At 73.2% G+C, this 20,751-nt stretch carries 21 protein-coding genes; 13 read left to right on the top strand and 8 right to left on the bottom strand.

Annotation, left to right across the window (positions count from 1 at the left end):
- Positions 1 to 367 precede the first annotated feature (367 nt).
- Positions 368 to 637, top strand: a complete 270-nt coding sequence (locus GA0070607_RS19745) for a hypothetical protein (RefSeq protein ID WP_089019526.1) — start codon at positions 368 to 370, stop codon at positions 635 to 637.
- A complete protein-coding gene (locus GA0070607_RS19750; RefSeq protein WP_089019527.1) occupies positions 637 to 1,674 on the top strand; it encodes a hypothetical protein in 1,038 nt (345 codons plus the stop codon). The genes GA0070607_RS19745 and GA0070607_RS19750 overlap by 1 nt, the downstream gene beginning before the upstream one ends.
- A gap of 24 nt (positions 1,675 to 1,698) precedes the next feature.
- On the opposite strand, the gene GA0070607_RS19755 is transcribed toward GA0070607_RS19750, so the two are convergent.
- Together GA0070607_RS19755 and GA0070607_RS19760 are read right to left on the bottom strand one after the other, a co-directional pair.
- Positions 1,699 to 2,229, bottom strand: coding sequence for an SRPBCC family protein (locus tag GA0070607_RS19755; RefSeq protein WP_089019528.1), 531 nt, complete (start codon positions 2,227 to 2,229; stop codon positions 1,699 to 1,701).
- Positions 2,230 to 2,541 (bottom strand): ArsR/SmtB family transcription factor, encoded by a 312-nt coding sequence (locus tag GA0070607_RS19760; RefSeq protein ID WP_089021957.1) that lies wholly within the window; start codon positions 2,539 to 2,541, stop codon positions 2,230 to 2,232.
- 98 nt (positions 2,542 to 2,639) lie between these two features.
- On the opposite strand from GA0070607_RS19760, the gene GA0070607_RS19765 reads away from it, so the two are divergent.
- The gene (locus GA0070607_RS19765) at positions 2,640 to 3,569 is read left to right on the top strand and encodes an LLM class F420-dependent oxidoreductase (RefSeq protein ID WP_089019529.1); all 930 of its coding nucleotides are present in this window, start codon (positions 2,640 to 2,642) and stop codon (positions 3,567 to 3,569) included.
- A gap of 25 nt (positions 3,570 to 3,594) precedes the next feature.
- Here GA0070607_RS19765 and GA0070607_RS19770 read toward each other — a convergent pair whose 3' ends face one another.
- Positions 3,595 to 4,032: a hypothetical protein gene (locus tag GA0070607_RS19770; protein WP_089019530.1), complete on the bottom strand. Its 438-nt coding sequence runs from the start codon at positions 4,030 to 4,032 to the stop codon at positions 3,595 to 3,597.
- A gap of 101 nt (positions 4,033 to 4,133) precedes the next feature.
- Between GA0070607_RS19770 and GA0070607_RS19775 the strand changes: the two genes are divergently transcribed.
- Together GA0070607_RS19775 and GA0070607_RS19780 are read left to right on the top strand one after the other, a co-directional pair.
- Positions 4,134 to 4,907, top strand: coding sequence for a hypothetical protein (locus GA0070607_RS19775; protein ID WP_157743184.1), 774 nt, complete (start codon positions 4,134 to 4,136; stop codon positions 4,905 to 4,907).
- Between the two features lie 41 nt (positions 4,908 to 4,948).
- Entirely contained in the window at positions 4,949 to 6,187 is a 1,239-nt protein-coding gene (locus GA0070607_RS19780; RefSeq protein ID WP_089021958.1) for an FAD-binding protein, read from the top strand.
- Here GA0070607_RS19780 and GA0070607_RS19785 read toward each other — a convergent pair whose 3' ends face one another.
- Together GA0070607_RS19785 and GA0070607_RS19790 are read right to left on the bottom strand one after the other, a co-directional pair.
- Positions 6,188 to 7,345, bottom strand: coding sequence for a site-2 protease family protein (locus GA0070607_RS19785; RefSeq protein WP_089019532.1), 1,158 nt, complete (start codon positions 7,343 to 7,345; stop codon positions 6,188 to 6,190). It abuts the gene before it with no gap.
- A 63-nt stretch (positions 7,346 to 7,408) separates the two neighbouring features.
- On the bottom strand, positions 7,409 to 8,263 hold the full coding sequence (locus GA0070607_RS19790) for an alpha/beta hydrolase (protein ID WP_089021959.1): 855 nt from the start codon (positions 8,261 to 8,263) through the stop codon (positions 7,409 to 7,411).
- A 197-nt stretch (positions 8,264 to 8,460) separates the two neighbouring features.
- Between GA0070607_RS19790 and GA0070607_RS19795 the strand changes: the two genes are divergently transcribed.
- Genes GA0070607_RS19795 through GA0070607_RS19810 form a run of 4 tightly spaced genes read left to right on the top strand, consistent with a single transcriptional unit; the run spans position 8,461 to position 11,984 of the window.
- On the top strand, positions 8,461 to 9,360 hold the full coding sequence (locus GA0070607_RS19795; RefSeq protein WP_089019533.1) for an ABC transporter ATP-binding protein: 900 nt from the start codon (positions 8,461 to 8,463) through the stop codon (positions 9,358 to 9,360).
- A 1-nt stretch (position 9,361) separates the two neighbouring features.
- Positions 9,362 to 10,177 (top strand): ABC transporter permease, encoded by an 816-nt coding sequence (locus tag GA0070607_RS19800; RefSeq protein WP_089019534.1) that lies wholly within the window; start codon positions 9,362 to 9,364, stop codon positions 10,175 to 10,177.
- Positions 10,178 to 10,203: 26 nt separating this feature from the next.
- A complete protein-coding gene (locus GA0070607_RS19805) occupies positions 10,204 to 11,334 on the top strand; it encodes a sensor histidine kinase (protein WP_089019535.1) in 1,131 nt (376 codons plus the stop codon).
- Complete coding sequence (locus GA0070607_RS19810) at positions 11,331 to 11,984, top strand: response regulator transcription factor (protein ID WP_231930008.1); 654 nt, start codon at positions 11,331 to 11,333, stop codon at positions 11,982 to 11,984. The genes GA0070607_RS19805 and GA0070607_RS19810 overlap by 4 nt, the downstream gene beginning before the upstream one ends.
- Before the next feature lie 10 nt (positions 11,985 to 11,994).
- On the opposite strand, the gene GA0070607_RS19815 is transcribed toward GA0070607_RS19810, so the two are convergent.
- A complete protein-coding gene (locus tag GA0070607_RS19815; RefSeq protein ID WP_089019536.1) occupies positions 11,995 to 12,906 on the bottom strand; it encodes a L,D-transpeptidase in 912 nt (303 codons plus the stop codon).
- A gap of 79 nt (positions 12,907 to 12,985) precedes the next feature.
- Positions 12,986 to 14,431, bottom strand: coding sequence for an alpha-amylase (locus GA0070607_RS19820; protein WP_089019537.1), 1,446 nt, complete (start codon positions 14,429 to 14,431; stop codon positions 12,986 to 12,988).
- Positions 14,432 to 14,723: 292 nt separating this feature from the next.
- Here GA0070607_RS19820 and GA0070607_RS19825 point away from each other — a divergent pair, with 292 nt between their 5' ends.
- The 4 genes from GA0070607_RS19825 to GA0070607_RS19840 all read left to right on the top strand — a co-directional run bounded on the left by GA0070607_RS19825 (position 14,724) and on the right by GA0070607_RS19840 (position 19,468).
- On the top strand, positions 14,724 to 16,394 hold the full coding sequence (locus GA0070607_RS19825) for a ferric reductase-like transmembrane domain-containing protein (RefSeq protein WP_231930010.1): 1,671 nt from the start codon (positions 14,724 to 14,726) through the stop codon (positions 16,392 to 16,394).
- Complete coding sequence (locus GA0070607_RS19830; RefSeq protein WP_089019538.1) at positions 16,391 to 17,857, top strand: NADH-ubiquinone oxidoreductase-F iron-sulfur binding region domain-containing protein; 1,467 nt, start codon at positions 16,391 to 16,393, stop codon at positions 17,855 to 17,857. The genes GA0070607_RS19825 and GA0070607_RS19830 overlap by 4 nt, the downstream gene beginning before the upstream one ends.
- 70 nt (positions 17,858 to 17,927) lie before the next feature.
- Complete coding sequence (locus tag GA0070607_RS19835) at positions 17,928 to 18,518, top strand: TlpA family protein disulfide reductase (RefSeq protein WP_089019539.1); 591 nt, start codon at positions 17,928 to 17,930, stop codon at positions 18,516 to 18,518.
- On the top strand, positions 18,515 to 19,468 hold the full coding sequence (locus GA0070607_RS19840) for a cytochrome c biogenesis CcdA family protein (RefSeq protein WP_231930012.1): 954 nt from the start codon (positions 18,515 to 18,517) through the stop codon (positions 19,466 to 19,468). The genes GA0070607_RS19835 and GA0070607_RS19840 overlap by 4 nt, the downstream gene beginning before the upstream one ends.
- On the opposite strand, the gene serS is transcribed toward GA0070607_RS19840, so the two are convergent.
- Positions 19,465 to 20,751 (bottom strand): serine--tRNA ligase, encoded by a 1,287-nt coding sequence (gene serS, locus GA0070607_RS19845; protein ID WP_089019540.1) that lies wholly within the window; start codon positions 20,749 to 20,751, stop codon positions 19,465 to 19,467. The two genes, GA0070607_RS19840 and serS, sit on opposite strands and share 4 nt — an antisense overlap.

The following is a 20,751-nucleotide window of genomic DNA, read 5'->3' on the forward strand; positions in this document are numbered from 1 at the left end:
TGCGAGTGGGGGACAGCGCGAAGGCCCGAGAGGGGGTGTCGCATACCGGACAAGACGGTAAAGCCCCTGGTAGAGCACTGTTGAGGCAGGTGCAGAGGCTGCGGATGGCGGGCCACATCCCAGTCCTCCGGCCCGGTGGGGACAGCATCGTCCGCACCGGCGCCGCCCTCACCCAGCCCGGCCTCGCCGCCGCGGCGGACACGGCACAGCCGCCGGCCCGACCACGCGCACAGCCCGTCCGTGGCTGCCGCCCACACCGCTCCGGGCGCCCGCAGCGGTGCCACCTTTCGCACCGTGGACCATGCCCGGTCCGGCGTCGCTCATCCGTGTGCCGGCCCGGCGACCGAAGCAGAGAGAGGGCCCCGACATGGCCGCTCCCACCGCGACCGCAGCCCTGAGCGCATCCGCCTACTCACCGGGTGACCAGATGCTGCTGACCATCACCTACTCCGACACCGACACCAAACCGCTGACCGTCACCGTCGTGGTCACCGACGCGCAGGGCAACAGCAGCGCTCCGGTCAAGGTCACCGCGGTCATCGACCCGCTCACCCTGACCGTGACCGACGACTCCGGACGTACCTGGACCCGGGTCTCCGACAACGGCTCGGTTGCCGTGTACCGGGGGGTGGCGTGATGCCCCGGGTCACCGTCCAGGTCCGCGACGCCGCCGGGCGCACCACGACCGCCACCGCCGACTACGCCCTCAACCAGCCGGTGCTCGGTGGCTACTACCTCTCCGGCGGCGCGGACCCCACCGCCGACATGGCCGGCGGGAACTTCCGCTCGCTCACCCAGTACCGCAGCTTCGCCGACGGCTACATCTTTCCCGGCTACAACCGGCCGTGGCTGACCAACCTGGGCAAGGCCGGCATGAAGATCAACATGGTCCTGGAGCTGAAACACTACGGGGCCCCGAACGCCGGGCCGCAGAGCTTCACCGTGGACGGCACCAGCTACACCGTGCCGGGGCCGTCGATGACCATCCAGCAGCGGCCCGGCACCACCTGGCCGAAGGCGTACGGGTACGGCCAGGTGCTCAACGGCCAGTGCGACGGGTTGCTCCACCGGGCCCTGTCGCAGTACCGCACGCTCGGGTTCGGGGTGAACATCCAGCTCGCCTCGGAGTTGGACACGGACCACGAGTTCGGCACCACCGAGGGCAGCAAGGCGTACACCTGGGCCGAGTCGGACGCCCGCGCGGTGCAGGCGATGAACTACATCCTCACCTGGTTCAAGGCACGGACGCTGCCCGCCGGGACGACCTTCTCAATCGGCCTCGGCGGCTTCGACCGGGCCTGCTTCCAGCGCACCCACCCGGAGGCGCTGATGTCCCGGCTGGACTTCCTCCAGTGGAACGCCTACGCCACCAACGCCAACGACACCGCGCTGTCCCGGTTCCGTCGCACGAAGGACTGGGCGGTGGCGGACCTCGGCCCGGTGGCGCTGTCCCGACCCGTGATCATCGCGGAGTGGGGAGTGCGGTCGGCCGAGATCCCGAACCAGTCGGCCTGGATCGCCACCGTTCCGGCGGCCGTGGCCAAGCTCAACGCCGAGCGCGGACCACGGATCGTGCGGACCAACTACTTCAACTCCGGGTGGGGCACCCTGTCGCCGAAAGCGGCCGGGTTGGCCGCGCTGCGGACCGCGTACGCCACCCGCCCGTACGTCTGACCGGCGGCCGGCGGGTGCGGCGGGTCAGCCCTCGTCGAGCCGGCCGGCGTACGTGTCGCGCAGCTCGGACCAGCCGAAGTCGAGGGCCTCGGCCCCCCGGATCGGGCCGACCGGGTGACCGTCGAGCAGCCGGTCGGCCACGTCGAGGCAGAGGTGCCAGCCGGCCGCGACCATCGGCAGCATGCCCGGGTCGGCGAGGGTGTGCCGGAGGGTGAGTCGGGTGCCGCTTACCAGCGGGCTCAGCTCCCAGCGCAGCAGGTCTTCGCCCCAGCTGTACTCGAGCAGGTGCGGTGGCTCGGCCCGGCGGACCGTGGCCGGGGCCGGGATGGCGGTCTCGCCGTCGACCATGGTGAGCACGGCGGCGCCGGGGGCGCCGAGGTTCCGGTCGGCGAGGAAGGGCGCCCACTCGGCGAGCTGTGCCGGGTCGGTCAGCGCCGCCCAGACGGTGGCCGGCGGGTGCCGCAGGTCGCGGACGAAGACCAGCGTGGTGCCGCCGTCGGCGGTCTCGGCGGCCACCTCGGCGGGTGCGCTCGGGCGGAAGGCGTCGCGGTCCATTCACTGCTCCTGACTGTCGAGATGCCGTTCCAGGGCGTCCAGGTGCCGGTTCCACAGCCGGCGGTACGGGTCCAGCCAACCGTCGACCGCCCGTAGCGGGCCGGGGTCGAGGCGGTAGATGCGCTGCCGGGCGGCGATCCGGCAGGAGACGAAGCCGGCCTCGCGGAGCACGCGCAGGTGCTTCGAGACGGCCGGCTGGCTGACCTCGAGGCTGTCCACCAGCTCGCCGACGCTGCGCTCCGCGTCGCGGAGTTGGTCGAGGATCCGGCGCCGGGTGGGCTCGGCGAGGACGGTGAAGACGTCGGCGGACACCACCCCAATATGCCGCACCGGTAATATGACTGTCAAAGCATATGAGCGACGCCCGCCGTACCGGAGCGGCACCGGGACCGGCTTCCTATGCTCGGAGCATGGAATTGCGGATCTTCACCGAACCCCAGCAGGGCGCCAGCTACGACCAGTTGCTCGCCGTGGCCCGCTGCGCCGAGGACGCCGGCTACGGTGCGTTCTTCCGGTCCGACCACTACCTCATGATGGGCGAGGTGACAGGTGAGCCCGGCCCCACCGACGCCTGGACCACCCTCGCCGGCCTCGCCCGGGACACCAGCCGGATCCGGCTCGGGACCCTGATGACGGCTGCCACCTTCCGGCTGCCCGGCCCGCTGGCGATCACCGTGGCGCAGGTCGACCAGATGAGCGGCGGCCGGGTGGAGCTGGGCATCGGCACCGGCTGGTACGCCGACGAGCACACCGCGTACGGCATCCCGTTCCCCGCCCTGGCCGAGCGGTTCGACCGGCTCGAGGAGCAGCTCGAGGTCATCACCGGGCTCTGGGCCACGCCGCCCGGGGAGCGGTTCGATCACGCCGGCCGGTACTACCCGATCAGCGACTCGCCGGCCATGCCCAAGCCGGTGCAGCAGCCCCGCCCGCCGATCCTGCTCGGCGGGATGGGGCCGAAGCGCACCCCCCGGCTGGCCGCCCGCTACGCCGACGAGTTCAACCTGCCGTTCGCGTCGACAGCCGACACGGCGGCGCAGTTCGACCGGGTCCGCGCCGCGTGCGCCGAGATCGGTCGGGATCCGGCCGAGCTGGTCTGGTCCAACGCCCTCGTGCTCTGCTGCGGGCGGGACGACGCCGAGGTGGCCCGCCGGGCCGCCGCCATCGGCCGTGACCCGGACGAGCTGCGGGCCAACGGTGTGGCCGGCACGCCCGCCGAGGTCCTCGACACCATCGGCCGGTACGCGGAAATCGGCAGTCAGCGGATCTACCTCCAGGTGCTGGACCTCAGCGACCTGGAGCACCTCGAGCTGGTCGCCAGCGAGGTGATGGCGAAGCTCTGAGCCCGTTCAGAAGCTCTGAGCCCGCTCACGAGCCTCGGTGAGCCCCGCCGCCCGTCCCGACCATGCCCGGGTCGCGCAGCACGGTGTCCAGCCGGCCGTCCCGATCGCTGTCCACATAGGTGACGTCGGCAACTCCGTCGCCGTCCAGGTCGACCTGGACGATGTCGGCGACGCCGTCGCCGTCGAGATCGGTGGCCACCTCCACCGAACCGTCCAGATGCCGGGTCACGATCGACCGCGGCGCGGCGCCGGGGGCGCGTGGCGGCGGCCCGGGCGCCGGCACCGGCGTCGGTGCCGGCGCGGGCGCGGGAGTCGGGCGGGGCCCGGGCGTGGGTGCCGGATGGCTCGGCAACCCGGCAACCGGCGGGGCGCTGGCCGGCTCGACACCACTGCCGGTCGGGTCCAGCTCCTCCTCGGAGGGGAACACGTCGCCCCGCGGGGCCGGATCACGGTAGCTGCTCATGGGCGTAGGGTTCCCCGACGATGGCGAGAACAACCGTGCCCGATCGTCCGGTGTCCGTGGCTCCCGGTCTGTCGGACGATGCTGGGACCGACGCCACGGTCATGAACGGGGGTCCGAGCGTGGAACTGCGCCGGAGTCGGGGGGCCCTGGTGCTCGCCCTGGTCTGCGTACTCGGTGGGGTGGTTCTGCTCGCCCTGCCCCGCGACGACGCCCTGCTACGGACGATCACCGCGGTGGGTGCCGTCGCGCTCGGCGTCGTGGCGCTGGTCAGCGCGTTGCGGCCGTTCCGGTTCGGGATCGACGCGGACGGGCTGACCATTCGGCGACCGGGCCTGCGCCGGTCCATCCGGTGGGCCGAGGTGGACACGCTGGTCCTCGACGAGCCGCCCCGGCGGGACGGCCGTCCGGTGCCGCCACGGTTGCTGCTGGTGCCGGTGCCGGGTGAGCCGCTCGGGCCACCGGTGACCGCCCGCCATCCCGTCGACGGCCGGCCCGCCATCGAGCTGCTCGTCCTCGACCAGGTCCGGGAGCAGCCGGAGCAGGTGTCCGCCGCGCTCACCCGCTACGCCGGCGACCGGTTCGTGGACCTGCCCGCGCTGCGCCGCGCCGCCTTCACCGAGCCGGACCTCACCGCCAGCCTGCGCGGCTACCGGATGGACCAGGTCGACCAGTTGATCCGGCGCGGCCAGGACGCCCTGGTGTCCGGGGACGCGCAGACCCGGCAGGCGGCCCGGGCGGAGATCGAACGAGCCCGCGCGGTCGGCCTGCCGATCGCCCAGCGCGGTTACGGCCGGCTCCAGGCCGACGCGGTGCTGGACGCCCTCGTCGCCGCGCTGGCCGACCAGCCGTCCACCGATCGGGAGACCACATCGTGATCGCACCGGGACAGGGCGGCCCCTCGGCCGCCACGGCCGACGTGCCGCGCCGCAACTGGGCCGGCAACGTGCGCTACGGCGCACGGTCGTTCCACCGGCCGACCTCCACCGACGAGCTGCGCCGGCTGGTCGCCGGCAGCTCCCGGATCCGGGCGGTGGGCACCGGGCACTCCTTCAACCAGCTCGGGGACACGAACGGCGACCTGGTCACCCTGGCCGGGCTACCTCCGACGATCGAGGTGGACGCCGAACGCGCACGGGTCACCGTCGCCGGCGCGCTGCGCTACGGCGACGTCGCCCGGCAGCTGCATGACCAGGGGTACGCGCTGGCCAACCTCGCTTCGCTGCCACACATCTCGGTGGCCGGGGCGGTCTCCACCGCCACCCACGGCTCCGGTCAGACCCACGGCAACCTGGCCACCTCGGTCGCCGCCCTGGAACTGGTCACCGCCGACGGCGACCTGCTGCGCGTCGACCGGGACACCGACTGTGACACCTTCGCCGGCATGGTCGTCGGGCTCGGTGCGCTCGGCCTGGTCACCCGGGTCACCCTGGACGTGGTGCCGACCTTCGAGCTGCGCCAGTACGTGCGGCTCGACCTGCCCCGGGAGGCGCTGGACGAGGCGCTCGGCTCGGCGTACAGCGTCAGCGTGTTCACCGACTGGCGCGGTCCGCGACTGCGGGAGGTGTGGCGCAAGCAGCGGGCGGACCAGCCGCCGCCCCCGGCGGACTGGCTCGGCACCACGGCCGCCGACGAGCCGCGCCATCCGGTGCTCGGGATGCCGGCGGAGAACTGCACCGAGCAGCTCGGTGTGCCGGGTCCGTGGCACGAGCGGCTGCCGCACTTCAAGCTCGGGTTCACCCCGAGCAGCGGCGACGAGCTGCAGTCCGAGTACCACCTGCCACGGGCGGCGGCGGCCGAGGCCCTCGCCGCCCTGGACGACGTGGCGCACCTGATCGCCCCGGTGCTCCAGGTGTGCGAGCTGCGCACTGTGGCGGCCGACGAGCTGTGGCTCAGCCCGAACCACCACCGGGACAGCATCGCCGTGCACTTCACCTGGATCGGCGACCCGGTCGCGGTGGCCCCCGTGCTGGCGGCGGTGGAGGAACGGCTGACGCCGTTCGCGCCGCGTCCGCACTGGGGCAAGGTCTTCGCCACCGATCCGGCCGCGCTGGCCGGCCGCTATCCCCGGTACGCGGACTTCACCGCCTTGCTGGCCCGCCTCGACCCGACCGGCAAGTTCCGCACGGATGAACTGGACACCTACTTCCCCCGCTGATCAGCGGGGCCCGGCCGGGGTGGGTTCGCTGGGCTGGTTGGTGCGGAGGGTGCCTCGTTGGACGGCGCGGCTGATGTCGCTCGGTGAGACGATGCCGACCAGCCGGCCGTCGGTCACCACCAGGGCCCGGCCGTCGGCGCACTCACTGAGCCGCGGGAGCAGATCGTTGAGCTCCTCACCCGGCTGGGCGAGGACGAGTTCGTCGGCCCGGCAGGCCACCTCGGCCAGCGTGGTCGACGCCCGCCGGTCGGCCGGTACGCCCCGCACCCGGTCCAGGGTGACCAGGCCGGTCGGCCGGCCCTCCTCGGTGAGCGGCAGCGCCGAATGCCGGTACGCGAACAGGTAGTTGTCGACGAAATCGGCGACAGTCATCTCCGCCGAGGCGGTCTGCGGCTGCGGGGTCATCACCTCGCCGACCCGGATCCCGCGCAGCGCGCTGCCGGTGCGGGCCTGCCGCTCCTCCATCCCGGCGGCCCCGATCAGGAACCAGCCGATCAACGCCAGCCAGAGCCCGCCGAATCCCACCCCGGACAGGAACTGCCACAGCCCGAGACCGATCAGCAGCGCGCCGAGCACCCAGCCGGCCCGGGCGGCGACGACCGATGCCCGGGTGCGGTCGCCGGTGGCCTTCCACACGGCCGCGCGTAACAGCCGCCCGCCGTCCAGGGGCGCGGCCGGAAGCACGTTGAAGATCGCCAGCAGCACGTTGATGCCGGCCAGCCAGGCCGTCACCCCGAGCAGCAGGCCACCCTGCCCGGCCAGCGCGAGCAGCGCGGCGATGACGCCGAAGAAGGCCCCGAGCACCAGGCTGACCAGCGGGCCGACCCCGGAGATCCGCAGCTCCGCGCCCGGGTCGCGGGGCTCACCCCGCAGCTCGGCCACCCCACCGAACAGCCACAGGGTGATGCCCCCGACCTCCAGGCCGTTGCGCTTGGCGACGATCGCGTGCGACACCTCGTGGGCCAGCAGGCCGACGAAGAAGACCACCGCCGCGGCCAACCCGGCGAGGGTGTACGCCACCGGTGACCGGTCCGGGTAGGACCGGGGAAACTGATTGGCCGCCAACCCCCAGGCGATCAGCGCGAAGATGACCAGAACACTCCAGTTGACGCCGACCGGTACACCCGCGATCCGGCCAAGCCGGAAGCTCGCCCTCATCCCTCCCCGTTACCCCCGCTCGGTCCGCCCATGCGCAGGACAGCGCGCCCGCGCCGTGGAAGCTCAGCGGCGCGGGCTCTCGCTGGCGATGGTCGCCTCGCGGGGCAGTGCGGCCGCGCGCAGCGCCCAGTCCAGCGCGTAGTCGGCGATCGCCTCCCAGCCGTCCTGCCCGACGGTGAAGTGCGACCGGCCGGGGAACTCCTGATACGCGGTGAGCGCCCGGGACTTCTGGTAGAGCGTGGCGTTGGCGCGGACCACCGACGGCGGCACCACGTGGTCGACCTCGCCGGCCATCAGCAGCAGCGGCGCGCGGTCGTCGCGCCCGGCGTCGACGCGGGCGGGTGAGCGTGGGTCGATGTTGGCGAACGCGCCTTCGAAGTACACCCGCCCCGCGCCGGGGACGGCATAGCGCTGCCAGGCCCGGTCGGAGTCTTCGCGACTCATCGCATTGCCGAAGGTGTAGGCGAAGTCGTCCGGGGTGAACGGGACGGCCTTGTGCCGGTTGGCGGGGCTGCGCAGGATCGGGAAGCCGGAGCGCAGCTGACTCAGGGGCACCTTGAGCACCCCCTTCACCTGCGCGGAGTGCACTCCCACTGCCGCCGCGCCGAGGCCCCGGTCGACAAGGATCTGGGTGATCAGGCCGCCGAACGAGTGCCCCATGATGATCGGCGGATAGGGCAGCGCCCGGATGAGTCCGTCGTAGTGCTCGACGATTCCGGCGATGCTCTGCTCGGCGATCGGGGTGGGATCGTCGCGCAGACTCTCGACGTCCCGGTCCATCCCGGGCCAGGCGGGCGTGAGCACCCGCAGACCCCGAGCGGTGTACCGCTGAGCCCACCTTTCCCAGCTGCGCGAGGTCATCCAGAGCCCGTGGATCAGCACGACCGTTTCGATCCGGCCCTGCGGCGTGGCACCCATCGCGTTCCCCCTTGTCCCGGCGTCCGGCCCGGCGGTTACCCGCTGCCGTGCGCGGAATTCCTCGGCGGTGCCGGTCCCGGTGCCCGTCATGCGGACGTCACGCTCGGTATCGCCGGGGCGGCCCCTGACAAATGTCACGGGCGGAACGTGACGACCGCTCCGGGTACCGGGCCCCGCGTGGCAGGAGCATGACTGACATGACCAGTACGCACCCGGCCGTCGAACTCGACGGCCTCACCAAGACCTTCGGCGCCGTCACCGCGGTCGACGGGCTGAGCCTGCGGGTGCAGCCTGGCGAGGTGGTGGCGTTCCTCGGGCCCAACGGCGCGGGTAAGACCACCACCATCGACATGCTGCTCGGGCTGGCCCGCCCGGACGCGGGCACGGTCCGCATCCTCGGCGGCACCCCGGACGACGCGGTGGCCCGGGGCCGGGTCGCCGCGGTGCTCCAGACCGGCGGGCTGCTCAAGGACCTCACCGTCGGTGAGACCGTCCAGATGACCGCGCACTTCTACCGGCACACCCGCCCGGTGGCCGAGGTGCTGGAGCGGGCCGGCATCGCCGACATCGCCGACCGGGTGGTCGGGCGCTGCTCCGGCGGCCAGCAGCAGCGCCTGCGCTTCGCGCTCGCACTGCTGCCGGACCCGGATCTGATGGTGCTCGACGAGCCGACCACCGGCATGGACGTCGAGGGCCGGCGGGACTTCTGGCAGGCCCTGCGCCGCGACGCGCGCGCCGGGCGGACCGTCATCTTCGCCACCCACTACCTGGATGAGGCGGACGCGTACGCCGACCGGATCGTGCTGGTCCGGCAGGGGCGCGTCGTCGCCGACGGCACCACCGCGGAGATCAAGAACCTGGCCGCGGGCCGCACCGTCCGGGCCACCCTGCCGGGCGCCGACCAGGCCGCGCTCGCCGCGCTGCCCGGCGTGGACGCCGTCGAGGTACGCGGCGACAGCGTGCTGGTGCGCACCGGCGACTCGGACGCGATCGCCCGACACCTGCTCACCCGGACCACGGCCCGGGACGTGGAGATCACCTCCCGCAACCTCGAGGACGCCTTCCTCGCCCTGACCACCGAGCACACCGGAGCCTGAGATGATCACCCTGCCGGCAACCCCCGCCGCCACCCGTGCCGACCGGCCCAACGAGCCGGACCGCCGGCTGCCCGCCCTGGGCGGGTTCGCCCCGGCCGTCCTGCGCATCGAGCTGCGCAGGGTGCTGCGCAACCGCCGCACGCTCGCGTTCACACTGATCATGCCGGGTGTCTTCTTCCTCATCTTCGGCCTGCCGCAGGGCGGGCAGTCGCTGGACAACGGCCGCCCGGTGACCGCGTACGTGATGATCAGCCTGGCCGTCTACGCGGCCATGGTGGCGACCACCAGCGCCGGCGGCGCTGTGGCCACCGAGCGGGCGCTGGGCTGGAGCCGGCAGCTGCGGCTCACCCCGCTGCGCCCGACCGCGTACGTGGCCACCAAGCTGATCACCGCGATGACCCTCGGCCTGCTCGCGGTCGTCGTCGAGTTCCTGGTGGGCGCGGCCGCCGGCGTCCGCATCCCGATGCACGTCTGGCTGCTGGCCGGCCTCGGCGCCTGGGTCGGCTCGCTGGTCTTCGCCGCGTTCGGCCTCTTCATCGGCTACCTGGTGCCGGCCGAGAACGTCATGCAGTTCATCGGGCCGATCCTGGCGGTGCTGGCCATGTTCGGCGGGCTCTTCGTCCCGCTCGAGGTGCTGCCGGAGGTGCTCCAGCACGTCGCCCGGTTCACCCCGGTGTACGGCGTGGGCGAGCTGTCCCGTGCCCCGCTGACCGGTGAAGGGGTCAGCATGGCCGCTGTGGCCAACATCGCCTGCTGGGCCCTGGTCTTCGGTGTCGGCGCGGCCCGGCTGTTCCGCCGGGACACCGCTCGGGTCTGATCGCCCCGACCGCTAGCGTGGACCCGATGGATCTTTCGACGGGCCAACCCCGGCCGGCGAGCCGCCACTGGCGGTTCACCGGCTGGCTGCTGGCCGCGGTGTGGCTGTTCTTCCTCAACGTGCCGCTCGGCACCGCGCTGCACCAGCCCCAGTCCTGGCGGCAGGTCCTCGGTGTGGCCGCGCTGCTCGTCTTCGGCGTCGGCTATGTGCTGCTGTTCCAGTGGGCCCGCCGGCTGCGGCAGTCGCTCCTGCCGATCCCGGCGCGTCGGGCGCGGGTGGGGCTGCTGCTGTTGCTCGCGGTCGGCCTGGCCAGCATCCCGGGCACCGGCGGCGACTGGCTGGCCACCCTTGTCTACGTGGCCGCCGCGGCGGTGTTCCTGCTGCCGTTCCGGGAGGCGTTGCTGGTCGTGGTGCTCTGCGCGCTGACCCCGGTGCTGGCGTCCCGGCTGGTGCCGGGGTGGGAGGCGGAGAACACAATCGTCTTCGCTGTGCTGCTCGCCTCGTTCGCCATGTTCGGGGTGTCCCGACTGGCCCAGCGCAACAGTGAGCTCCAGGCCGCCCAGCAGGAGATCCACCGGCTCGCGGTCGCCGAGGAGCGGGCCCGCGCCGCCCGAGACCTGCACGACATCCTCGGGCACTCGCTGACGGTGGTGGCGATCAAGGCGGAGTTGGCCGGACGGCTGCTCGACGTGGACCGGGAGCGGGCCGCCGCCGAGATCGCCGAGGTGGAGGGGCTGGCCCGGGCGGCGCTGGCGGACGTGCGGCAGACGGTCGGGGCGTACCGCGAGGTGACCCTCGCCGGGGAGCTGGCCGGCGCCCGTACCGCGCTGGCCGCGGCGGGCATCGCGGCGGAACTGCCGGGCGAGGTGCCGGCGCTGCCGAAGGAGTGGGACCGGTTGTTCGGGTGGGCGGTTCGGGAAGGGGTGACGAACGTGGTCCGGCACAGTGGGGCGCGGTGCTGCACGATCCGGGTGCACCCGGACCGGGTCGAGGTGAGTGACGACGGCCGGGGTCCGTCCACGTCCGACTCCTCCGGGCACGGCCTGGTCGGCCTGCGGGAGCGGGCGCGAGTGCTGGACGCCGTGGTGTCCGTGGGTCGCCGTCCGGACGGAACCGGCTTCCTGCTGCGGGTACACGCGCCGGCGGAGGCCCGGTGAGCGGCCCCGGCGGTGGTGCGTCCGCGCCGGGCGCGCCGATCCGGTTGCTGCTCGCCGACGATCAGGCGTTGGTCCGTGGCGCGCTGGCCGCGCTGCTCTCGCTGGAGCCGGATCTGACAGTGGTGGCCGAGGTCGGTCGGGGCGACGAGGTGGTGCCGGAGGCGCTCCGGACCGCCCCCGACGTGGCCCTGCTGGACGTGGAGATGCCCGGCCTCGACGGGATCGCCGCCGCCGCCGCGCTACGCGCCGCGCTGCCGGCCTGCCGGGTGCTGGTGGTGACCACCTTCGGTCGGCCCGGCTACCTGCGTCGGGCGATGGAGGCCGGCGCGAACGGCTTCGTGGTCAAGGACACGCCGGCCCGGCAGCTCGCCGAGGCGGTCCGCCGGGTGCACGCCGGCCTACGGGTGGTCGACCCGACGCTGGCAGCGGAGACGCTGGCCACCGGCGCCAGCCCGCTGACCGAGCGGGAGACCGAGGTGCTCCGGGCGGCCCGCGCCGGTGGCACCGTCGCCGACCTGGCGCGGGAGCTGCACCTGTCCGAGGGGACGGTGCGCAACCATCTCTCGGCGGTCATCGGGAAGACCGGCGCCCGCAACCGGGCCGAGGCGGTCCGCGTCGCCGAGCGGAACGGCTGGCTGCTCGGCGAGTGAACGCTGTCGGTCAGGCCGTCGGCGGCGGGGCGGGGAGCTGCTCGACGACCACCAGGCTGCTGCCGGGGCGGACCTCCGCGAGCAGTTCCCGCTGGCCGCTGCGGGTCACCCGGATGCAGCCGTTGGTGGTGTCCTCGCCCAGCTCACCGTCGTGATACCAGGTGTGCAGCCCGATGTGCGCGCCGCGCAGCCCGGTCGGCACCGACTCCGGGTCGTCGGGCACCGAACCGAGGGCGTAGATGTCGACTCCGCCGTAGACGTCCTGCGGTGGCGGGGTGCGGCCCAGGATGAAGGTCCGCCCGAGCGGGGTCTCCTGTCCTTTCTGGCCGAGGCTGGTCTGCCAGGAGCGCACCGCCTTGCCGGCCCGGTACCAGGTGAGCCGGTGCACCTTGCGCTCCACCACGATCTGGTCGCGCAGGGCCACGGTGTCGAACCCGCCGGGCGGCAGCCAGGCGAGCCGCCGGTTGGCCGACGGGAGCAGGACGGCCGTCCAGCCGAGGCGTTCCTCGGCGATCGGCACGGTCAGCTCGACACCGGCGAGCGTCGGTTCGAGGAAGGCCAGCGGACGTCCGCCGGGCGCGTCGTACGCGGCGATCCGCCGGGTCGGGTGCACACCCTCGGTCAGCGGCGTGGTGTCCATTGTGGCCGGATCGGCGGGGAATCCCTTGGGTGCGGGGTCGTAGTCGACCACCGGTAGCCCGTCCGGGGCGGGCGCGGCCGACGGCACGGGTTCCTCGGGGCTCTGCTCGATGCTGCTCGGCGTCGGGTCGGGCGCCGCCGCAACCGGGCGGTCCGTGGTCGTCGAGCGCGGCGTGAGGGCCTGGCCGACCAGGAGCGCGGCGATCAGCAGTGCGGCCACGGCGACGGCGGCAGCCACCCAGCCGCCCCGGCGACGGGACGGGGTCATTCGGTCAAACGGCACGAAACCACTGTATCGGACCTGTTAGGAGGGGGCCCTTGCTATACGAAAAGCGATAACAAGGGCCCCTTCCTTGCAGTGCTCAGACGCGCGCGCCGATGTGGACGGCCACGGCGTCGTGCGCAGGCACGTTGGCGGCGAACCAACCGTTACCGTCCACCGTGATCACCGGGCCGTTGCACGCGCCGCCCGCGTACGTGCCGTGGATGACGTCGCAGTACCGGCCGGCGGGCAGGCCCGTGTAGTACGAGCGCCCGTTCACCGCGGAGTCCTCGTCGTTGACCGTGATGAAACCCTTGCCGCTGCGGCTGAACGCGATGTGGTTGTTGCCGTTGTCGTACCAGTTGGCCACGCCGGCGCCCTCGGTGGCGTTGCGGAAGCCGACCATGTTGGCGATCACCGGCCACCGGTGCTCGCACTCCCAACCGGAGTAGCAGGTGGTGTTCAGCGTCTTGTTGGCGCCGTCCGAGGGCGGGCCGGCATCCCGGTTGCTGAAGGTGTAGCTGGACATGACGGTCGGCGAGCCGTACGGCCAGGCCAGCATGAAGGCGTTCGCGAGGGCGTAGATCCCCCGGTCCCGGTACGTGAGCACCCCGCCGGCGTCGCGCTGGGTGTCGTGGTTGTCCACGAACACCGAGGACGGCCCGGTGGGCAGGTGCCCCCAGCCCTCGCCGAAGTTGCGCAGGTACGCCAGCCGCTCCGAGCGGAACACCCGGGCCAGGTCCTTGCCGTAGCGAAACTCGTGCACGTCGCCGTTGCCGGTGTACTCGGTCGGCTGGATCGGCTCACCGGCGCCGTGGATGACCTCCTGCACGATGTACGCGGAGCGGGAGAGCTTGCCCCTGATCGCGGCGATGTCGGCCGCCGGCATGTGCTTGCTGGCGTCCAGCCGGAACCCGTCCACCCCGAGGGAGAGCAGGTCGTTGAGGTACGAGGCGATCTTCGTGCGGACGTAGTCCGACTCGGTCTTCAGGTCGGAGAGGTTGACCAGCTCGCAGTTCTGCACCTCGTACCGGTCGTTGTAGTTCGCGATGTCGTCGCCGCCGTTGCGGCCGCAGTGGTGGAAGTCCTGGGTCTGGTAGATGCCCGGGTAGTCGTAGTGCGAGTAGGACGATCCGGCCCAGCCGGTTCCGCCGGCGTCCTGGCCGGACATGTGGTTGATGACCGCGTCGACGATCACCTTGACCCCGGCCGCGTGGCAGGTGTTCACCATCGACTGGAACTGGGCCCGGGTGCCCTTGCGGGACTCGATCCGGTAGCTGACCGGCTGGTACGCGAGCCACCACTGGTTGCCCCGCACGTGTTCCTGCGGGGGTGAGACCTGGACGTAGCCGTAACCCTTCGGGCCGAGGGTGCTCTGGCATTCGCTGGCCACCGACGGCCAGTTCCACTCGAAGAGTTGGACGATGACCTTCTTGCCGCCGGACGGGGCGGCGACGGCCGGGGGAGCCGTCACGGTGGCGGGGACGAGCAGGCTGGCAAGCAGGGCGAGGGCGAGGATCGCTGAGCCGCTTCGACGTCGGTGCATCGGGACTCCTGACGGGGGTGGGTGGTGGTGCGGCGGGGAGCAGGCTGGTTGCCGGAATCTTGCAACCGCGGCTGAAATTTTCCGAAAGGTTACAAGCGTGTTGCAGTCACTGTCAACGCATGGACATTCGTCACTGCCCTTGTCCGGCCGGTCGTGCGGCGGCTCGCCGCTTGGGCGGTCCCCGCTACACGCGTCCCGGCGGCGGTTGGTTCGATCCGGCCCAGAAATTTCCATCCCGGGGTGATCCGAGTGGGCCTTCGGTCCGTACTGGATGGGGGAGCAGGGTCGGCCGGTGGTGCGCCGCCGCGAGACGATCGAGGAGCAGATGGCCCGGGCAAAGCAGAACCAGAAGGCGCCCACCGTCCGGACCGGTACCAGCAGTCGGGGGGTGCGAACCCGGTCGCGGTCGGCGACCGCCCTGCTGATCGCGTCGGTGCTCGCCGCGCTCTGGGCGGCGACCATGCTGACCGGTGCGGGTCAGAAGGCGTACGCGTACGGCTTCTTCTTCACCGAGTTCTTCGCCGGCGTGATCGCCCTGGTGTCGCTGAGCCTCACCGTCATGCTCGGCCTGCTCGCCACCGACCGCCTCGTGCTGCGCATCGCGCACCGGGTGCTGTTGCAGTCGGCGCACCGGGCCACCGGCGTGCTCGGCGTCGCCGGGCTGCTCTTCCACGTGCTCACCAAGGTCGCCACCGGCCGGGCGGCGGCGACCGACGCGCTGGTGCCGTTCGTCGGAGGCGGAGGCCTCTACGTCGGGCTCGGCACGGTGGCCGCCCTGCTGATGGTCAGCGTGATCTGGACCGGCATCATCCGCGCCCGCTTCGCCGACGTCGGACCGAAGTGGCTCTGGCGCGCGCTGCACTCCATGGCGTACGTCGCCTGGCCGTTCGCCCTGTTCCACGGCCTCAACGCCGGCCGGGTCGCCAAGTCCTGGGTGGTCCTCAGCTATCTCGCCTGCGTGCTGCTGGTCGTGCTGGCGCTGCTGGTCCGGCTCTCGGTCACCATCGGCCGGCGCAGCCGCGAGCAGCACCAGGCCGCGGTGCGCAACGCGGCGATGGCCGGCCGGGCCGGCGACGAGGGCCGCGGCCGGTCGCTGATGGCCGGGCTCAGCCGGCGCCGCGACACCGGCGCGGAGAAGCGTCCGGCCTGGGCCGAGACCACCACCGCCACGTGGGCCGCGCCGGCCACCGCCCGGCCCCGCGACCCCGACCGGTTCACAGTGCCGGTGGTGCCCGAGCCGGGCTCGCTCACCGAGCCCGCCCGGCCCGGCAGGCGCCAGCGGGACGAGGAGCCAGCCGCCCGCCGGAGCACCGAACGGGCCGCGCGCGGCCGGCGCGACGAGCTGGAACCGGCGACCCGCCGGTCGACCCGGCGGGACGTGGACGAGCCGCGCCGGCGCGACGAGGAGGAGCTGGAGCCGGTGGCCCGGCGCCGCGGCGAACGCACCCGCGACCGGGACGAGGCGGCTTCGACCCGGCGGCGGCGAAGCGGCGCGCCGGTCGAAGAGCCGGTCGCCGAGCCCTCCACCCGCCGGTCCCGCGTCGAGGACGACGGCAGCCGGTACTCGGCCCCGCCCCGACGGACCGTCGAGGAGCCCGAGGAGCCGTGGGACAGCCCACGCCGGTGGCAGGCCGCGGAGCCGATCTCGGCCGGCCCGGTCTCCGCGGAGCCGATCTCCGTGGGCCCGATCTCGGCCGGCCCGATCTCCGCGGCGCCGCGGAGCGGCAGCGGCCGGCACAGCGCCGAGGACGACCTGCCGGAGGAGCCGGACTACTGGCGCCCGCCGGCCCGGTACCTGCCGGAGGAGGTCGCGCCGCCCGTCGACGACACCCCCACCCTGGTCGACCTGGCGTCGCGGCGGGCACGGCGGGCCGCCGGCGAGAGCCGGTCCAAGCGCCGCAAGGCCAGCGCCGACGCGGTGGACGGGGCGTACTGGGCCGGGCTGCGGGGTGAGGCGAAGTGATGCGTACGACAGTGCCTCCGGTGGCCTGCGTCGGCGAGCCCCGGCTCACCGCCGGGTTCGCCGAGTTCGGCCGGCTGGACCTCGCCGCGCACGACGAGGTGCACGGACCGATCGGCCCGATGGAACCGGCCCAGCTGCTCCGGCTCGCCGAGGGCATGCAGCTCAAGGGCAAGGGCGGGGCGGGTTTCCCGTTCGCCCGCAAGCTGCGCGCGGTGCTGGAGTCCTGCGAACGGCAGGACCTCGCCGCGGTGGTGGTCGTCAACGCCACCGAGGGCGAGCCCGCCAGCTGGAAGGACAAGGTGCTGCTGACCCGCGCCCCGCACCTGATCCTCGACGGCGCGGCGCTGGCCGCGTACGCACTGGACGCCGAGGAGATCGTGATCGGCGTGGCCGACGACGGGGTGGGCCAGGACTCGCTCATGGAGGCGCTGGCCGAGCGCCGGATGCCGGTGCCCACGACCATCGTCACCGTGCCGCACCGCTTCATCTCCGGCGAGGGCGGCGCGCTGGTCAACGGGATCAACGGGTTGCCGCACATCCCGCCCGGCACCAAGAAGCGCTCCAGCGACTCCGGGGTCGGCGGCCTGCCCACCCTGCTGTCCAACGCCGAGACGTACGCCCAGCTCGCCGTCGGTGCCCGACTGGGCCCGTACGAGTACGCGGCGCTCGGCACCGACGACGAGCCGGGCACCGTGCTGCTCACCGTGACCGGCGCGGCGGGCCGGCCGGCCGTGGTGGAGTGCACCGCCGGCATGCCGCTGCGCGACGTCCTCGACCTGTGCGAGGTCCCGGACGTCCAGGGCATCCTGATGGGTGGCTACCACGGCAAGTGGATCAGCCCGGAGGCGGCGGAGAAGGCCGAGGTCTCCCGCAAGGGCCTGGCCGCGGTCGGCGGCACCCTCGGCGCCGGCATCATCGTTCCGCTCGGCGTCGACACCTGCCCGCTCGGTGAGGCCGCCCAGGTGGTGCGTTACCTGGCCGGCGAGTCCGCCGGCCAGTGCGGGCCGTGCAAGATGGGACTGCCCGACCTGGCCCGCGCCGTTGACCTCGCGGTCGCCGGTAGCCAACCGGCGGACGTCGTGCGCGCCGCCGCCGGCGAGGTGAAGGGGCGCGGTGCGTGCAGCCACCCGGACGGCACCGCCCGGTTCGCTCTCTCCGCGATCGAGGTCTTCGCCGACGACCTGCGGTTGCACAGCACCGGCGACGGCTGCGGCCGGCGGGTCAAGGGCGTGATGGGGCTGCCGGGCGCTCCCGACGGGAACCCGCAGAAGCTCACCCTGGACTGGTCGCGCTGCGACGGGCACGGGCTCTGCGCGCACGTGGTGCCCGACTTCATCCGGCTCGACGCCAACGGATACCCCGCCTTCCCGCCCACCCCGGTGCCGACCTGGCTGCGGGAGGGCGCGCTGAAGGCGGTCAAGGTCTGCCCGGAGCTCGCCCTCCGACTCGCGAAGGCCGAGTAAGGAAGGGCACCTTCTTAACGCCTGGTGCATAGGAAGGGGCCCTTCCTAACGACTGTGGAGGGAGACGCGGATGCGCAGCTGGCACGCAGGGAGGAGGCCGCCCCGGCTCGGCACCGCCGCCGCGCTGGTCGCGGCGCTGCTCGGCGCGGTCTCCTGCACAGGTACGGCCGCCCCGCCACCGACGGTCGCCGACGCCGGACCCGCCACGGCCGCCGCGACCGGCTCGCCGACCGCCGCCCCACCCCCCGCCCGAGTCCCGGACGCCCTGCGCTTCACCGGGACCACCCTCACCGGCGCCGCGTTCGACGCGGCGCAGCTGGCCGGTCGGCCGGTGGTGCTGTGGTTCTGGGCGCCGTGGTGCGCCACCTGCGCCAGCCAGGCCTGGACGGTGGCCGAGATCGCGCCGAAGTACCGGGACACCGTGCCGATCGTCGGCGTCGCCGGGCTCGGCGAACAGCGGGCGATGAAGGACTTCGTCACCGAGTTCGAGCTCGCCGGGACGCCGCAGATCGACGACCGCGCCGGCGCGCTCTGGCGCCGGTTCAAGGTGACCGAGCAGAGCACCTTCCTGATCATCGACCGGGACGGCAAGGTCGTACACCAGGGCTTCCTGGACGGTGAGGCGCTCACCGCCCGGGTCACCGCGCTGGCCGGGGCGTGACCGCCCCGCTGCTGCTCGCGCTGACCGCCGGCATGCTCGGCGCGGTCAACCCGTGCGGCTTCGCGTTGCTGCCCGCGTACCTCTCGCTGCTGGTCGCCGGGGCACCGGACGCCCGCGGCGCGGTCGGTCGCGCGCTCACCGTGGCGGCCGGGCTGACAGTGGGGTACGTGCTGGTCTTCGGCGCCTTCGGCCTCGCGCTCGCGCCGTTGGCCGGCTGGCTGCGGCCCCGGTTGCCGTGGCTGACCGTGGCTCTCGGGCTGCTGCTGGTGGCGGCCGGGTGCTGGCTGCTCGCCGGCCGGCGGCTGCCCGCCCCCGGCTGGTCCGCCCGGGCGCCCCGGCTGACCCGTTCCTGGCCGTCGATGGCGCTGTTCGGCGCGGCGTACGCGCTGGCGTCGCTCGGCTGCGCCATCGCGCCGTTCCTGGCCATCGTGGTGACCAGCATCCAGGCCGGCTCGACCGGGCGCGGGCTGGCGCTGTTCGGCGCGTACGCCCTCGGGATGGGGCTGGTGGTCGCGGTCGCCGCGCTCGGCGTGGCGCTGCTGCGCGACGGGCTGGTGGCCCGGCTGCGCGTCGCCGGCGCGTTGGTGCCCCGGCTCAGCGGCCTGGTGCTGCTGCTCGCCGGCGGCTACGTCGCCTGGTACGGCTGGTACGAGCTGCGGCTGGCCGCAGGTCGCCGCGACGCCCTGCGCGATCCGGTGATCCGGGTGGCCGCCCGGGTGCAGCACGCCCTCGCCGACACCCTCGACACGCTCGGCCCGACGGCGCTGCTCGCCGCCCTCGTCCTGCTCGCGGCGGTGGGCGTGGGCTTGGGCGTTAGGAAGGGCCCCTTCCTAACGCCTGCGGTAGAGGAAGGGTCCCTTCCTAACGGGGTAGCCGAGCCCACGACGGCACCGGCGGATACGCCGACGGGGGCCGGGGTGGACCCGGCCCCCGTCGAACGGATCGGCTAGCTCGGCGGGGTCAGGCGGTCGGTGCCCATCCGGTCGCGCAGGACCTCGGGGATCAGCACCGAGCCGTCGGCCTGCTGGTACTGCTCCAGGATCGCCGGGAAGAGCCGGCTGGTGGCCAGCGCCGAGCCGTTGAGGGTGTGCACGAAGCGGGTCTGCTTGCCGCCCGGCTCGCGGTAGCGGATGGCCGCCCGGCGGGCCTGGTAGTCGCCGGCCCAGGAGACCGACGACACCTCCTTGTACTTGCCGGTGCTCGGCATCCACACTTCGATGTCGAGGGTCTTCCTCATCGACGCGCTGGCGTCACCGGCGGAGAGCAGGGTGCGCTGGTAGTGCAGGCCCAGCCCCTCCACCAGGCTCTCCGCGTGGGCGAGCATCTCCTCCAGCGCCGCGTCGGCCTGCTCCGGCAGGGTGAACTGGAAGATCTCCACCTTGTTGAACTGGTGCCCGCGCACCGTGCCGCGCTCGTCCGAGTGCGAGCCGGCCGACTCGCGCCGGTAGCACGGGGTGTACGCGAACGCCTTCAGCGGCAGCTTCGTGGTGTCCAGGATCTCGTCCTGGTACGCGCCGAGGATCGCCGTCTCCGAGGTGGGCAGCAGGAACTGCCCGCGCGGGGCGGACTCAGGATCCAGGTGGTAGACGTCGTCGTAGAACTTGGGGAACTGCCCGGCGGCGAAACCGGCCGAGTCGAGCAGCAGGTGCGGCGGGAGCAGGAACTCGTACCCGGCCCTGATGTGCTGGTCGATGAAGTAGTTCAGCAGCGCCCACTCCAGCCGCGCGCCGACCCCGGTGTACATCCAGAAGCCGGAACCGCCGAGCTTGACGCCGCGCTCGTAGTCGACCAGGCCCAGCGCCCGGGACAGCTCCACGTGGTCACGGACCTTCTCGATGGCCGGCGGCTCGCCGAAGGTCTTGACGACCCGGTTCGCCTCCTTGCCGCCGGGAAGGACGTCCTCGCTGGGCAGGTTCGGCAGCTCGCTCATCGCGTCCCGCAGCCGGGCCTGCACCTCATCCAACTGGGACTCCAGCTCGGCGAGCTGCTTGCGCTCCGCCTCCGGTGCGGTGACCTGCGGCTCGGTGCCGGCCCGCTTGGCCTGCGCGTACGCCCGGGCCTCCGCCTTGCGGCGCTGCCGCTCCGCGTCGATCTCGGTGATGAGGGCGCGTCGTTCCTGGTCGAGCCGCTGGATCTCGTCCAGGGCCCGGTTGACCTCGGCGGGATCCAGTCGCTTCGCCAGCGCGGTCGCCACCGCCTCGCGATCCTTCCGGATCAACTCCATGTCGAGCAT

The sequence above is a fragment of the Micromonospora coriariae genome, assembly GCF_900091455.1.
GTDB classification, from domain to species: Bacteria; Actinomycetota; Actinomycetes; order Mycobacteriales; family Micromonosporaceae; genus Micromonospora; species Micromonospora coriariae.

Coding starts and splice junctions, on each gene's coding strand:
- GA0070607_RS19790 (WP_089021959.1), bottom strand. CDS start 8,263: ATGGGTGCCACGCCGCAGGGCCGGATCGAAACGGTCGTGCTGATCCAC.
- GA0070607_RS19775 (WP_157743184.1), top strand. CDS start 4,134: ATGAACGGGGGTCCGAGCGTGGAACTGCGCCGGAGTCGGGGGGCCCTG.
- GA0070607_RS19805 (WP_089019535.1), top strand. CDS start 10,204: ATGGATCTTTCGACGGGCCAACCCCGGCCGGCGAGCCGCCACTGGCGG.
- GA0070607_RS19800 (WP_089019534.1), top strand. CDS start 9,362: ATGATCACCCTGCCGGCAACCCCCGCCGCCACCCGTGCCGACCGGCCC.
- GA0070607_RS19765 (WP_089019529.1), top strand. CDS start 2,640: ATGGAATTGCGGATCTTCACCGAACCCCAGCAGGGCGCCAGCTACGAC.
- GA0070607_RS19835 (WP_089019539.1), top strand. CDS start 17,928: ATGCGCAGCTGGCACGCAGGGAGGAGGCCGCCCCGGCTCGGCACCGCC.
- GA0070607_RS19785 (WP_089019532.1), bottom strand. CDS start 7,345: ATGAGGGCGAGCTTCCGGCTTGGCCGGATCGCGGGTGTACCGGTCGGC.
- GA0070607_RS19755 (WP_089019528.1), bottom strand. CDS start 2,229: ATGGACCGCGACGCCTTCCGCCCGAGCGCACCCGCCGAGGTGGCCGCC.
- GA0070607_RS19750 (WP_089019527.1), top strand. CDS start 637: ATGCCCCGGGTCACCGTCCAGGTCCGCGACGCCGCCGGGCGCACCACG.
- GA0070607_RS19820 (WP_089019537.1), bottom strand. CDS start 14,431: ATGCACCGACGTCGAAGCGGCTCAGCGATCCTCGCCCTCGCCCTGCTT.
- GA0070607_RS19795 (WP_089019533.1), top strand. CDS start 8,461: ATGACCAGTACGCACCCGGCCGTCGAACTCGACGGCCTCACCAAGACC.
- GA0070607_RS19745 (WP_089019526.1), top strand. CDS start 368: ATGGCCGCTCCCACCGCGACCGCAGCCCTGAGCGCATCCGCCTACTCA.
- serS (WP_089019540.1), bottom strand. CDS start 20,751: ATGCTCGACATGGAGTTGATCCGGAAGGATCGCGAGGCGGTGGCGACC.
- GA0070607_RS19770 (WP_089019530.1), bottom strand. CDS start 4,032: ATGAGCAGCTACCGTGATCCGGCCCCGCGGGGCGACGTGTTCCCCTCC.